Origin of the sequence: Myxococcus sp. MxC21-1 (assembly GCF_032612255.1) — a bacterium.
GTDB classification, from domain to species: domain Bacteria; phylum Myxococcota; class Myxococcia; order Myxococcales; family Myxococcaceae; genus Myxococcus; species Myxococcus virescens.
This window is the reverse complement of the sequence record NZ_CP123278.1, coordinates 4,577,084-4,589,655: the sequence shown is the minus strand read 5'-3', so window position 1 is coordinate 4,589,655 and position 12,572 is coordinate 4,577,084. Positions and strand designations below refer to the sequence as shown.

The 12,572-nt window shown below is 71.3% G+C and carries 13 protein-coding genes and 1 pseudogene; 5 read left to right on the top strand and 9 right to left on the bottom strand.

The genetic code is table 11. The features are described from left to right. Window positions 1–142 precede the first annotated feature (142 nt). The 4 genes from QEG98_RS20645 (at window position 143) to QEG98_RS20630 (ending at window position 2,988) form a co-directional block, all read left to right on the top strand. A complete protein-coding gene (locus tag QEG98_RS20645) occupies window positions 143–631 on the top strand; it encodes an 8-oxo-dGTP diphosphatase (protein WP_316562526.1) in 489 nt (162 codons plus the stop codon). 138 nt (window positions 632–769) lie between these two features. Then, on the top strand, window positions 770–1,651 hold the full coding sequence (locus tag QEG98_RS20640; RefSeq protein WP_316562525.1) for a TonB family protein: 882 nt from the start codon (window positions 770–772) through the stop codon (window positions 1,649–1,651). Between the two features lie 73 nt (window positions 1,652–1,724). Continuing rightward, window positions 1,725–2,666, top strand: coding sequence for a PepSY-associated TM helix domain-containing protein (locus tag QEG98_RS20635; protein ID WP_316562524.1), 942 nt, complete (start codon window positions 1,725–1,727; stop codon window positions 2,664–2,666). Continuing rightward, complete coding sequence (locus QEG98_RS20630) at window positions 2,599–2,988, top strand: PepSY domain-containing protein (protein WP_316562523.1); 390 nt, start codon at window positions 2,599–2,601, stop codon at window positions 2,986–2,988. The genes QEG98_RS20635 and QEG98_RS20630 overlap by 68 nt, the downstream gene beginning before the upstream one ends. A gap of 86 nt (window positions 2,989–3,074) precedes the next feature. Here QEG98_RS20630 and QEG98_RS20625 read toward each other — a convergent pair whose 3' ends face one another. The 9 genes and pseudogenes from QEG98_RS20625 to QEG98_RS20585 form a co-directional block, all read right to left on the bottom strand. After that, window positions 3,075–3,506 carry a DbpA RNA binding domain-containing protein gene (locus tag QEG98_RS20625; protein ID WP_316562522.1) on the bottom strand — a complete coding sequence of 144 codons (432 nt, stop codon included), beginning with the start codon at window positions 3,504–3,506 and terminating at the stop codon, window positions 3,075–3,077. Next, on the bottom strand, window positions 3,482–4,732 hold the full coding sequence (locus QEG98_RS20620; protein ID WP_316562521.1) for a DEAD/DEAH box helicase: 1,251 nt from the start codon (window positions 4,730–4,732) through the stop codon (window positions 3,482–3,484). The genes QEG98_RS20625 and QEG98_RS20620 overlap by 25 nt, the downstream gene beginning before the upstream one ends. A gap of 180 nt (window positions 4,733–4,912) precedes the next feature. After that, the gene (locus QEG98_RS20615) at window positions 4,913–5,923 is read right to left on the bottom strand and encodes an MlaD family protein (protein ID WP_090495264.1); all 1,011 of its coding nucleotides are present in this window, start codon (window positions 5,921–5,923) and stop codon (window positions 4,913–4,915) included. Further along, window positions 5,916–6,443 carry an ATP-binding cassette domain-containing protein gene (locus QEG98_RS20610; protein WP_316562520.1) on the bottom strand — a complete coding sequence of 176 codons (528 nt, stop codon included), beginning with the start codon at window positions 6,441–6,443 and terminating at the stop codon, window positions 5,916–5,918. Before QEG98_RS20610 ends, QEG98_RS20615 begins: the two co-directional genes overlap by 8 nt. Window positions 6,444–6,493: 50 nt before the next feature. Further along, a pseudogene (locus QEG98_RS20605) lies at window positions 6,494–6,565 on the bottom strand (ABC transporter ATP-binding protein); the annotation flags it as partial. A 111-nt stretch (window positions 6,566–6,676) separates the two neighbouring features. Continuing rightward, window positions 6,677–7,423: an ABC transporter permease gene (locus QEG98_RS20600; protein ID WP_316562519.1), complete on the bottom strand. Its 747-nt coding sequence runs from the start codon at window positions 7,421–7,423 to the stop codon at window positions 6,677–6,679. Continuing rightward, window positions 7,420–8,193, bottom strand: coding sequence for an MlaE family ABC transporter permease (locus QEG98_RS20595; RefSeq protein WP_011553919.1), 774 nt, complete (start codon window positions 8,191–8,193; stop codon window positions 7,420–7,422). The genes QEG98_RS20600 and QEG98_RS20595 overlap by 4 nt, the downstream gene beginning before the upstream one ends. A 9-nt stretch (window positions 8,194–8,202) precedes the next feature. Further along, window positions 8,203–8,991, bottom strand: coding sequence for an ABC transporter ATP-binding protein (locus QEG98_RS20590; protein ID WP_316562518.1), 789 nt, complete (start codon window positions 8,989–8,991; stop codon window positions 8,203–8,205). Window positions 8,992–9,012: 21 nt separating this feature from the next. Beyond that, window positions 9,013–10,818, bottom strand: coding sequence for a putative metal-binding motif-containing protein (locus QEG98_RS20585; protein WP_316562517.1), 1,806 nt, complete (start codon window positions 10,816–10,818; stop codon window positions 9,013–9,015). A 381-nt stretch (window positions 10,819–11,199) separates the two neighbouring features. On the opposite strand from QEG98_RS20585, the gene QEG98_RS20580 reads away from it, so the two are divergent. Next, window positions 11,200–12,570 carry a TolC family protein gene (locus tag QEG98_RS20580; RefSeq protein ID WP_410477822.1) on the top strand — a complete coding sequence of 457 codons (1,371 nt, stop codon included), beginning with the start codon at window positions 11,200–11,202 and terminating at the stop codon, window positions 12,568–12,570. The last annotated feature ends 2 nt before the right edge of the window (window positions 12,571–12,572 follow it).

The window sequence follows — 12,572 nt, the reverse complement described above, 5'->3', positions numbered from 1 at the left end:
CCCCCGACCCGCCGTGCGAGGAGGGCGGGGTGAGGAGGGACCTGGCTGGCCCGGCATGAACTACAGTGCCGCGCTTTGTCACATTCCGGCGGTGGCCAAGGGGCTCCGACGCCTGGATGCCGCACCGCGCGAGGTCGCTCCCATGCCGTACACCCCGATCATCGGCACGCTCGGTTACGTGATGTCACCGGACGGCCAGCGCGTGCTGCTCGTCCACCGCAACGCCCGCCCGGATGATGCCCACTACGGGAAGTTCAATGGCCTGGGCGGGAAGATGGAGCGCGACGAGGACGTGGCCGCCTGCATGCGCCGGGAGATTCGCGAGGAGGCCGGCATCGAGTGCACGCGGATGGTGCTGCGCGGCACCATCTCCTGGCCCGGTTTCGGCAAGCACGGGGAGGATTGGCTGGGCTTCGTGTTTCGCATCGACGGCTTCGAAGGCACTCCGCTCGAGCGGAACCCGGAGGGCTCCCTCTCCTGGGTGCACGTGGCGGACATCCAAGGCCTCAACCTGTGGGACGGGGACCGGCACTTCCTGCCGCTGGTGTTCGACGCCGACCCCCGGCCGTTCCATGGCGTCATGCCGTACGCCGGTGGCCGCGCGCTGAGCTGGTCCTTCAGCCGCCTGTAAAGGGCTGCCGCGAAAGGGCTTTTCCGCGCGCCATCCCTCCGTGGACGACCGGACGGGCATTCCACCGTGCGTAAGAAGTTTTACTCAGCGAGCGTTGACGGATGAGGGCCGTGGGGGGTATCCACGTCCGCAGTGAGAGTGAGAACGATTCTCAATTTCGAACTTCCGGAGCCCGCCGCGGATGCCGCATCCTCGGTGTTGGCGCAACCCACTGGGGCGCTCTTCCGCATGGGGGATGCCGCCGGGGTGGAGGGCTTCTGGAGCCGCTGGAGCGGGGCCGTTGTCGTGGCGGTCGTGCTCCACGCGGTCGTCGTCGCGGCGGGACTGTCCGTGTCCCCGGCGTCGCCGAAGAAGGTGGTGCGGGAGGAGCCGGAGCTGGTGTTGCTGGCGTTCGCCGCGCCTCCGCCCCCGCCGCCCGCGGGTGGTGGCGGGGCGCAGCCGGCCGCGAAGAAGGAAGTGCAGCGTCAGGCGCGTCCCAAGCCGGCGCAGCGGGTGATGCCGACCCCCGTTCCCCGGCCCGAGCCGGTGGCGGAGGTGAAGCCGGAGACGCCCCCTGAGCCGGAGCCCGTGGTGGAGCCCGAGCCCACGGTGGCGAAGGCGGAGCCGGCGTCCACGAGCAGCGAGGCGTCCGCAGTGGGTGGGGTGGTGGGTGGCGTGGTCGGCGGCGTCGTGGGTGGAACGCAGGGCGGCATCGTCGGGTCGACGGCCATTGGCGGCACGGGCGACGCGCTGACGCTGAAGCAGGTGATGCGGCCCCCCACGGTCCTCAAGCAGGTCAGGCCGGACTACCCCCGGCTGGCGAAGCAGCGGAACATCCAGGGCGTGGTGGTGGTGCGGGTCATCGTTGGCACGGACGGCCGGGTGGAGCAGGCGCACACCCGGGTGATGCGCTCCGTGCCCGCCCTGGACGCCGCGGCGATTGCCGCCGTGAATCAGTGGCACTTCACGCCCGCGCTGGGCCGTTCGGGGCGGCTGGCGCGAGTCATGATCGACATTCCGGTGAACTTCTCCCTGAAGTGAGCCTGGCGCGGTGTCGCGCCGGGTCCGCTCCAGTTCTCCTCGCGTGGGCTCCGGCCCGCGCTGGAGCCGTTTCATGCGCACCTTCCGAAACATCATCTTCTGGATTCATCTCATCGCCGGAATCGCCACCGGGCTGGTGATTGCGATCATGTCCTTCACGGGCGTGGTCATCGCCTTCGAGAAGCAGCTCATCGAATGGGCGGAGCGGGATGTCCGGACGGTGCAGCCGCCGTCTCCAGACGCGCCCCGGCTCCCCGTGGAGGCGTTGGTCGAGCGCGTCCGCGCGGCGCGGACGGACGGACAGCCCTCCGGCGTGACGGTGTATCCGGAGCCGACATCCTCGGTGCTCGTGAGCATCGGCCGGGGCTCGGTGACCTACGTCAACCCCTACACCGGCGAGGTGCTGGGGAATGGCGCGACGGGCCTGCGCGGCTTCCTCCAATGGAACGTGGAGCTCCACCGGTGGCTGGCCGCCAGCGGTGACAACCGCGCGGTGGGCAAGGCGATCACCGGTGCGAGCAACGCGGTGTTCCTCTTCCTGGCCATCTCCGGCCTGTACCTGTGGTGGCCGCGCAAGTGGACGTTGCGCGCCATGCGGCCGTCGCTGTGGTTCCGGCGTGGGCTGAAGGGCAAGGCGCGCGACTGGAACTGGCACAACGTCATCGGCTTCTGGTCGCTGCCGGTGCTCATCGTGCTCACGGCGTCGGGCATGGTCATCTCGTACAAGTGGGCCTCCGACCTCGTCTACACGGCGATGGGCCACGAGGCTCCGGCGAGGCAGGGGCCGCCGGGCTCGGCGTCGGTGAAGGTGCCCGCGCCCGACGTGGAGACGCCGCGCAAGCCGATGGATGCCCTCATCGCCGAAGCGCAGAAGACGTCGCCCACCTGGTCGTCCGCCACGGTGCGCCTGGGCGGCGGAGCGCGTCCGGGCGGGGCTCCCGCGCAGGGTGGCCGTGGTCCGGAGGCGAAGGGCGAGCGGGGCGGGAAGGGGGCGCGGACAGCGTGGACGCGGTGACAGTCAGCCTCCGCGAGGCGGATGCGTGGCCGCCGTTCTCCTCCAAGCAGGTGTCCCTCAACCCCTTTTCGGGCGAGGTGGCGAAGCAGGAGACGTACGCGGACTACAACAGCGGCAGGAAGCTGCGCACCGGCTGCGCTTCCTGCACACCGGCGAGGCGCTGGGGCTCCTGGGCCAGCTGGTGGCCGCCATCGCGTCGCTGGGCGGCGTGTTCCTCGTCTACACGGGCTTCGCGCTGTCGTGGCGCCGGTTCTTCTCCCGGCGCCGGACGAACACCGAGCCGCGGGAAGAAGCCGCCGCGCAGACCGAGCGGGCGGCCTGACGGATTTCAGCCCTCCTCGTGAGCGTGACGGGTTCGCTCGTCATCCTCCCACTCACGAGGCGGGCATTTCCCTTTGAGTCGGAAGGTCAGCTCCGGTCCTTGCGGACGAGCACCTTCTTGCCGCGCAGGGTGGCGTTCTTCAGCGCGGCGATGATGCGGTTGGCCTCCGACTCCGGCACCTCCACCAGGGAGAAGGCGTCGCCAATCTGGATGGCGCCAATCTTGGAGGACTCGACGCCCGCTTCTCCGGCGATGGCGCCCACCAGGTCGGCGGGGCGTACGCCGGCGTGACGGCCGGCGCCAATCCACAGGCGGGTGACGTCCCACGTCGGCGGGCCACCGCGGGCCTTCGGGCCGCGCTCCGGACGGCCCGGACGCCCTGAGGGCGCTCCGAACTTGCCCGTGCGCTCGCGGCGCTCCTGCGGCGGCGCGACGACGGGGATCTCCGTCTCCTCCGTGTCGCGGCCCTCGTCCTGGGCCTCATGGAGGAGCTTCACGGCGGCGGCGGCGATGTCCATGGCGTCGAACTCGCTGGCCGGCTCTCCACCACGTTGCGGAGGGAGTCGTACTCACCGGTCACCAGCGTCTCGCGCAGGGATGCGCGCAGCATCTCCTGCCGCTTCTCGCGCATGTCCGCGACGGTGGGCACGGTGGCCACTTCGATGCGCTGGCCGGTGACGCGCTCGATGTTACGCAGCAGCCGGTGCTCGCGGGGCTCCACCAGGGTGATGGCCACGCCCTCGCGGCCGGCGCGGCCCGTGCGGCCGATGCGGTGCACGTAGGCCTCGGGCGCGTTGGGGACGTCGAAGTTCACCACGTGGGACAGGCGGGGGATGTCCAGGCCGCGCGCCGCGACGTCGGTGGCCACGAGCAGGTCGGTGCCCTGGGACTTGAGCTGCTTGATGACGCGGTCTCGCTGCTCCTGCGTCATGCCGCCATGCAGGGCGTGGGCACGCCAGCCACGGCCGTTGAGGGAGACGGTGAGGTCGTCCACCTCCGTGCGCGTGCGGCAGAAGATGATGGCCGCGGTGGGCGACTCCACGTCGAGCAGGCGGCCCAGGGTGGCGATCTTGAAGGCGCGCGGCACGACGTAGGCCGTCTGCCGGACGCGGGGAATCTCCCCCTGTTCCACCTTCTCGCGGGCAATCTTCACGCGCACGGGCTCGTGCAGGTGACGCTCGGCGATGCTGGCGATGCGCGGCGGGAGCGTAGCGGAGAAGAGGGCCGTCTGCCGGTCCTCGGGCGTGCCGGAGAGGATGGCCTCCAGGTCCTCGGCGAAGCCCATGTCGAGCATCTCGTCGGCCTCGTCGAGCACGACGACGCGCACGTCATCGAGCTGCAACGTGCCACGGCGCAGGTGGTCCAGCGCGCGGCCCGGCGTGGCGACGACGACGTCCACGCCGCGCTTGAGGACGCGGAGCTGCTGGCCAATGACCTGGCCGCCGTACAGGGGCAGCACGGAGATGCCGAGCTTCTGGCCGTAGCGGTGGATGGCCTCGGAGACCTGCATGGCCAGCTCGCGCGTGGGGACCAGCACTAGCGCGGACGTGGTGTTGGGCCGGCACGCGCCGGGCTCCACGTGGTTGAGCAGGGGCAGGGCGAAGGCTGCCGTCTTGCCGGTGCCGGTGGCGGCGATGCCGAGCAGGTCCTTCCCCGCGAGCAGTGGCGGGAGGGCGGCGGCCTGGATGGGGGTGGGCTCCTCGTAGCCGAGCGCGCTGAGCGCCTCGACGAGCGCGGGCTTCAAGCCCAGGGAATCGAAGGTGGCCTCAACGGGGGCGGGGGCTGGGGGCTTTCACGGCCCGGGCTTGTACCACCAGCAATGGTTTGGTGCGCTCTCAGAATGGGGGAGGCCACACCCTGAACAGTTGGGCCCGTGTTTGCACGCCTTCACGCTGCGTCCTGATAGGTGCCCGACGCCCGGGCCTCAGTCCTTCCAAAGCACCTTCCACGGGTGCTTGCGGAGGTCCGTCACCAGCATGCGCAGCTCCTCGTAGAGCGTGCCGTCCTGGAGCGCCGCGCCCACGGTGCCCTCGCCGGCCTCGAGCTTCGCGAGCACCCGGTCCGCGCGGGCCGCGATGCTCTCCAGTTGGCCCGAGGCCGAGGTGAGGCGCTCCAGCGCGACCTTGACCCGCGCGCCGTCCTCGGGCCCCAGCGGGCCCGTCACGGCCGCCAGTCCGTCCAGCGTCGTCCCGGCGGACTTCGTCAGCCCCGGCAGGTCGCGACGAACGATGGCCGCCGCCGCCGAGGCATCGTCCAACAACCGCGCGCCCTTGCCTCCAGGCTGGAAGGCCTCGCGCGCCAGGCCCGCGAGCTGGCGCAAGTCCTTCGAGGCCGCCGCCAGCTCGGACGCGAGCACCTTCACGTCGCCCCGGTTCTCCGTCAGCAACTGGTCCAGCGTCCGCGCCAGCCGGGAGACGTTCGCCGCGAGGCCGCGGATGGCCTCCGGGTCCTCCTCCAGCATCTGGGACAGCAGGTCCACGAAGCGGGTGAGCTGCTCGGCCAGGACGTCCAGCCGGGGCGCGTCCGTTCCCCGCACGGCCGTGCCCGCGGGCAGCCGCTCCGGCGCCGAGCCCGGGTTCAGCTCCAGATAGGGCTCTCCCAGGATGCCCACCGTGGCCACCGTCACGCGCGCGTCCTGGCGCAGCGCGCCCACGGCCTCCGGCGCCACCGCGAGCTCCATTCGCACGGGCAGCGGGCGTCCCTGGGCGTCTCGCCGCTCGGGCTGGAGCTGGATGTCCTGCACGCGGCCCACCTGCACGCCGCCCAGCTTCACGGGGGCGCCCTCCACCACGTTCCCCGTGTGGCCGAAGTCCACCGCCAGCCCCGTCTCCGAGCCCAGCTTCAATTCGCCCATCAACCACAGCAACACCAGCACGCCCACGATGGCGGCCAGCACCAGGGCGCCCACCTTCAGCTCCAGCCGTCGCTCATCCATCCGTCGCGCCCTCCATGAATGGCGCTGTCAGTACTCGCAGCTCGGGCGCGGAGGACTCCAGGAAGCCCTTCGGCGTGCCCAGGTAGGCACATTGCTTGTTCGCCACCACCAGCACCCGGTCCGCCAGCGCCTTCAGCTGCCGGTAATCGTGGGACACCACCATCCCCCCAAGGCCCCGCGCCTTCAGCGACGCGAGCACCTCCTCCACCTGGCCCGCCGCCTTCCGGTCCAGGCCCGTCGTCGGCTCGTCGAAGAGGAGATAGCGCGGCTTGAGCACCAACGCCCGGGCGATGGCCGTCCGTTTCTTCGCTCCGGGCCCCAGCTCCGGTGGCAGCCGGTCCGCCCAATCCAGCAGCCCCACCTGCGCCAGCGCGGCGTCCACGTCGTCCACGGACGCCGCCGGGTCCGCCAGCCATACGTTCTGCCGGAGCGTGCGCCAGTCCAACAGCGCGGGGCCCTGCACCAGGTAGGGCGCCTGTCGGCGCAGTGGCACCAGCTCGCGCTCGGGTCTGGAGTCCACGCGTCCCCCCACAGCACCACTTCGCCCGCGTCCGGGCGCAGCAGCCCCACCGCCAGCCGGCACAGCACGCTCTTCCCGGTGCCACTGGCGCCCGCGATGAACGTCAGCTCCTTCGTGGACACCTCCGCCGTGAGCCCCGCGAGCACGCGCCGGCGTCCTCGTCGAACGCGACGTGTACGTCCCGGAATCGCAGGGCCTCGCTGTCGGGAAGGGGCGTCATGCGCGGGGCTCGCTCACAGGCGCAGCAGCTGGAAGGCCAGCGACACGGCGAGGTCGATGAGCAGGCACCCCAGGCTCGCCGCCACCACGCCGTCGGTGGTGGCCTCGCCCACGGCCTCGGCGCCGCCGCGCGCCTTGAGGCCCGCCACCGCCGCCGCCAGCGGGATGTAGAGCCCGCAGCCCGCGGCCTTCAGGAACGCGGCCAGCAAGTCCCATCCGTCCACGTAGCGCGGGTCCATGAAGGCCCGCCCGTCCACGCCGAAGGCGAACTGCGCCACCGCCGCCGCGGACAGCGTGGCCGCGATGGTGCCCAGGGTACACAGCAGGGGCACGCCCACCACGCCCGCGAACACCCGGGGCGCGACGAGGTCCGCGTAGGGGTCGCCCGCGGACATCTCCAGGGCCTCCACCTGTTCGTTGACGCTCATGGTGGACAGCTCGGCCGCGTGAGCCGCGCCCGCGCGTGAGGCCGTGAGCAGCGCGGACACCGCCGGGCCCAGCTCGCGGATGAGCAGCTCGAAGTACGCGGGCCCCAGCACCGCCACGTTGCCCACGAAGCGCCGTGCACGGCTGTTGGCGATGGTGACGAGCACCGCGCCGAAGAAGGCCATGCCGGACATCACCAGCCACACGCTGCGCCCGCCCAGCTCGTGGAGCTGCGCCAGGGACTCGCGCCAGGGCACGCCGTCCCGGGTGGAGGCCCGCACCGTGCGGGCCAGCATCACCACCGGCGCTCCGAAGAAGGACAGCACGCCGCTCATCCCATCCACCCCGCGAGCAAGGACGTGAGGGCGAAGTCGAGGACGAAGATGGCCGCGCAGCTGCGCACCACCGCGTTGGCCGCCGCCTGGCCCACGGCGTGTGCGCCACCTCGAGCGGACAGGCCCACGGTGGTGGACAGCAGGGCGATGGCCAGTCCGAAGATGCCCGTCTTCACCACGCCGCCCAGGAGGTCGAGCGGACCCAGAAGCTGGGAGAAGGTGCCGAAGAAGACGCGCACCGGAAGGCCCAGGGCGAGCAGGGCGGCCACGGACTCGAAGAGGATGGCCACCGCGAAGGTGACGCCGCTGAGCGCCAGCATGCTGACCTCCATGGCCACCACGCGAGGCGCGACGAGGATGGCGAAGGGGTCCAGGCCGATGCCCCTCAGCCCTTCAATCTGTCCGCCCACCTGCATCAGCGCCAGCTCCGCCGCGTTTCGCGCGCCGAGCCGCGCCGACATGATGAGGCCCAGCAGCAGCGGGCCGAACTCCCACAGCACGCCATAACCCGCCGCCCAGCCGAGGAAGGCCCGCGCGCCGAAGCGCTGGACGTAGATGCCCGACTGCAGCACCACGATGATGCCGGCCAGCGCCGCCGTGGCCAGGGCGAGCGGCAGCGAGCCGTAGCCGAATTGCACCAGCGCACGGCCCAGCTCGCGGCGCTCCAGTTTCGGCAGCGCCAGCACCGTGCGGCCCACGACCAGGCCCAGCGCGCCGGTTCCGCGGAGCGCGTCCAGCGCCGTTCGTCCGAGCCTCGTCAGGAGCGCCATGGCGGCATCTCATCCCGGGGCAGACTCGGCGGCGGCACGGCTGTGGCCGCGCCCTCCGGGTGGCGCGACATGGCACCTGGATGTGCTCGCGCGCTTCGCGTCATGCCGGCACCTCGTCCGGTGCATCCTCCCACTCGGGCGCGGGGGCCCGTCATGAACCAGCCGGCCACTCCGCAGGTACAGCCAGCGGGGCAGGGGCAGGTCCATCGGGGCCTCCGTCGCCACGACCAGCAGCGTGCCACCCTGGGACACGTCCAGGAGCACCCGGGCCACCTGCCGCGCCGTGCCCGGATCCAACCCCGCGAACGGGTCATCCGCCAGCACCACCGACGGACGCGCCGCCAGGGCCCGCGCGATTCCCGCGCGCTTCTTCATGCCGCCAGACAGGCGCTCTGGCAGCGTATCCGCCGCGTCCGAAAGCCCTACCGCCCGCAGCACGTCACTGGCGCGGGCCCGGGCCTCGGCCTCCGGGACGTGGCGGCGGGTGAGTGGCGCCATGACGTTCTCCAGCACCGTCATCGAGTCGAACAGGGCGTCCGTCTGGAACACCATGCCGAACGACGCCTGCTGCTCGCGCCGCTCGGCGGCCGTCAGACGCGCCGCATCCTGTCCATCCCACAGCACGCGGCCCTCCGTGGGCCGCACCAGGCCGGCCAGGGCCTTCACCAGCGTCGTCTTCCCCGCGCCCGAGCGCCCCAGGACCAGTGCCTGCGTCCCGGGCGGCAGCGCGCAGCTCACGCCGGACAGGACCTGCCTCGCTCCGTACCGCACCGTGAGGCCGTCCGCGCGCAGGTCCATGGTGTCCGTCCGCCCGCTGTCTCAGGGCCGCCAGCGCACGAGCGCGCCGCTGCTGCCCGCCACCCAGACGTCGGCCGGGCCGGTTCCGCTCAGCGCGTTCATGGGGCTGGACGGCGCGAAGGCGGTGCTCCAGGCCGTGCCGTTGAAGAAGTGGATGTTGTTCGTTCCGGAGCTCACGGCGTAGATGGCCTTGCTGCCGAAGGCCACCAGTCCGCGGATGTCCGCCGGGGCCGAGGTTGGCAGGGTGATGGCGGGCTTCACGCTCCACGTCGTGCCCGCGCGCTCCAGGAAGAGACCTTTGTCACCCACGGCGTAGACATGGTTCGGTGAGAGCACCTGGATGCCGAAGAGGAATTCGGTCGACCCGACGTTGCCCAGGGCTTCCTTCTGCCACGTGCCGCCGTCCTCCGTGGGGCCGCGCCAGACCACGGGGCGGTTGGTGCCGCCCTGTGCCTCGGCGCCCGCGGCGAACAGCGTCCGCGGGCTGGTACCGTCAATGGACTTGAGGTTGTCGTTGAGCCGCGTGAGCTCCTCGGGGGCCGCCTGGGTGGGGGCGCCCTCCTCGTAGTTCCAGAGGAGGATGCGGCCCTGGCTGTCCACCGCGTACAGCGCCACGCGGTTGCCGCTTTCGAAGCCCACCATCCCGTTGATGCTGGCGTTCCCGGGGCCATTCACGTTGACACACGCGCCAGTGTCGGTCGGCAGCCGGGTGGTGAACTTGCCCGCGCCGTTGCCCAGGAACACGCGGCCGCTGTTCGTCACCCAGGAGGACTTCCACTGGCCCGGGCAGTTCGTCACAGGGGTGAGCGTCCCGCCATCGACGTGGGCGACGTGGCCGTCGCGTCCCGCGAGCCAGCCCTTGTTGCCGGGGTACGCAGCCACCGTCTCCCAGACAATCGAGGAGGGCGTCGCGTTCGTCGTCGTCCAGTCCACGGCGTCGCAGCCCGCCGGGTCTTCGTCCACCTGTCCGTCACAGTCGTTGTCCAGCCGGTCGCACACCTCGGTGGCCGTGTTCGACACGAAGCGCGAGCTCTCATCACAGTCCGTGTTGTTCTCCTTCGCGTCCTGCGGTGGGTTGGCGCACCAGAGCCCCACGGAGGTTCCCGCCTGGCCGTCACCGTCCTCGTCCACGAACCACTCCCGCGGCGTCTCGCTGCTGACGCAGGTCGTCAGCAAGGTGCTCGCGCACTGCTTGGCGCCGGCGCAGTTCTGCTCGGTCAGGCACGGCGTGCTCACATCGAACGGGTCGTTGTCGATGTCCCCATCGCAGTTGTCGTCCTTGCCGTCGCAGACCAGCTCGGCCTGTCTGGGGTGGATGTTGGGGTCCTGATCGTTGCAGTCACCGGCCTCCCGGACATAGCCCGCGGGAGGCGTGCAGGAGAGGTTGGGCAGGGCGAGCGGGTCGCCGAAACCATCACCGTCCGCGTCGCGGTAGTAGGTCGCGCCGCCGGGGGCATCCGCTTCGCCGTTGACGCAGTTGTTGTCCACGCCGTCGCACAGCTCCGTCGCGCCGGGGTGGATGCCCGGGTCGTCGTCGTCGCAATCCGAGCCAGGGAAGGCGCCCTCGCTGGTGACGTAGTCATCGTCATCCAGGTCCAGGGCGCGCAGGTCGAGAGCCACGGTCGTGGTGCCCACGGTGGGCACCTGCGCGGTGACCTCGTGCTGTGCCACCACGGGGCCGTTGCAGGAGCGCTCGTTGGCGGTCGCGGTGAGCCGCAGGTTCCGGCTCCAGCCCTCCCGGCCCAGGATGGCCACCGTCCGCGTGTCGCTGCGGGCAGAAGGCTCCATCCGGACGTTGGCGGTCTCGGTGCGGCTGGGTTCGTCCACGTCCGTGACGGTCAGCGTGAGACAGCCCGGACGAAACGTCGCATACGAGACGCTTACGCGGATGGCCCCGGCATTGGGTGGGTCTTCCTGCTTCCGGCAACCGGAAAAGGAGACCACCACCGCAAGAACGCAACCCATCAGGAATAAACGCATCGGCCGAGCATTCCCGGGCGCTTGGTGGCGCCCGCAATCTTTCTACAGTGAGCTACGGAACCCAGGAGAACCCAACGCCACCCATAGTCCGTCGCGCAGGCCAGCGTCCAGACGCCGAATCGTCATGGCCCCTTCTTTCCACCTCCGTTTAGATGGCGCGCCGGCCCGCTCCCCCGACGCCCGAGCCTTCCCCGCCCGTTCATGCATAGACCCCGTCACGCCCTCACCATGCCCCTCTGCGCCTGGCTCGCCCTGACCGCGTCCAGTGCTTCGGGGCAGCAGCCCGCGACCGAATCCACGAAGGGTGCCCCCGCAAGTCCTTCGTCCCAGCCTCCGCCCGCGGAAGCCCTGTCCACGGAAGGTGGTCCGCTGACGCTGGAACAGGCGGTGCAACTTGCCGCGAAGCGTAACGAGGTGGCGCTGGCCGCCGAGCAGCAGTCGGAGGCCGCCCGGGCCCGGCTGGCTCGGGCCCGGGCCTTCTTCTTTCCAGAGCTGACGGGAACGGGCACCTACACCCGGCGTCTGAATGAGGTGACGCGCGAAGTGGGTGGCCAGACGGTGGTCATCCAGCGCAACAACGCCTTCAACGCCAACTTCGTCGCCTCCCTGCCGCTGTTCGACGCGCGCGGCATCTTCCTGTACCGCGCGGCGCGGAGGGACGGCGACGCGGCGGAGCTGGAGGCCGTGGAGGCGCGCCGGCAGATTGGCTTCGAGGCCGCCAACGCCTTCCTCGCGACCCTGGCCCAGGAGCAGGTGTACCGCGCCGCCGAGCAGCGCCTCGCGTTCGCCCGCCAGTCACTTCAGGACGCGTCGGCCCGCGCCAAGGCGGGTCTGGCCAGCAGCAACGATGTGACGCGCGCGGAGCTGGAGGCGGCCAGCGCCGAGGTGCAGATGTCCAACGCGCGCAACGCCGCGCAGACCACGCGCCTGGAGCTGGGCTTCCTGCTGGTGTCTTCGGTCAAGGGCACCCTGGCCTCACCGGACGCGCTGCTGTCGGACGCCAGCCGGCCGCTGCAGGCCCACGCCTCCCTGGCGGATGGGGCCCTGGACCGCCGGCCGGATATCCTGGCCGCGCGGCTGCGGGTGGACGCGCTGGAGGAGAGCGCCAAGGAGCCGCTCGCCCGGCTGCTGCCCACGCTGGGCGCGTCCGCCACCTACCGCCTCACGAACGAGGCCGGACTCGCGGGCCGCACGGGTGACGGCTTCCTGGGCGTCAACCTCATCTGGAACTTCTTCGACGGCGGCGAGCGCTATGCCGAACGCCGGGAGCGCGTGGCCCTGGCGAGGGCGGCAGAGCTCCAGGTCCAGGCCACCACGCGCCGGGTGGACGTGGACATCGAGCAGGCGAGGGTGGCGCTGGAGAATGCCCAGGCCGCCCTGGCACAGAGCGACCTGGCGGTCCGCACGGCCCGGCAGAACGCGGAGGAGCAGGGGATTCTCTACCGTCAGGGCTTGTCCACGGCGCTGACGGTGGCGGACGCCTCGCTGCGGCAGTTCGAGGCGGAGGTGGCGTATGCCCAGAGCCGGTTCGCGCTGGGCGTGGCGCTGCTGGGGCTGCGGGCGGCAGTCGGACTCGACCCATTGGGGAAGGAACCGTGAAG

Excerpts from the sequence above, each read along its gene's own strand:
- QEG98_RS20580 (WP_410477822.1), top strand. The coding sequence starts at position 11,200 with ATGCCCCTCTGCGCCTGGCTCGCCCTGACCGCGTCCAGTGCTTCGGGG.
- QEG98_RS20595 (WP_011553919.1), bottom strand. The coding sequence starts at position 8,193 with ATGGCGCTCCTGACGAGGCTCGGACGAACGGCGCTGGACGCGCTCCGC.
- QEG98_RS20625 (WP_316562522.1), bottom strand. The coding sequence starts at position 3,506 with ATGGACATCGCCGCCGCCGCCGTGAAGCTCCTCCATGAGGCCCAGGAC.
- QEG98_RS20615 (WP_090495264.1), bottom strand. The coding sequence starts at position 5,923 with ATGGATGAGCGACGGCTGGAGCTGAAGGTGGGCGCCCTGGTGCTGGCC.
- QEG98_RS20590 (WP_316562518.1), bottom strand. The coding sequence starts at position 8,991 with ATGGACCTGCGCGCGGACGGCCTCACGGTGCGGTACGGAGCGAGGCAG.
- QEG98_RS20635 (WP_316562524.1), top strand. The coding sequence starts at position 1,725 with ATGCGCACCTTCCGAAACATCATCTTCTGGATTCATCTCATCGCCGGA.
- QEG98_RS20645 (WP_316562526.1), top strand. The coding sequence starts at position 143 with ATGCCGTACACCCCGATCATCGGCACGCTCGGTTACGTGATGTCACCG.
- QEG98_RS20600 (WP_316562519.1), bottom strand. The coding sequence starts at position 7,423 with ATGAGCGGCGTGCTGTCCTTCTTCGGAGCGCCGGTGGTGATGCTGGCC.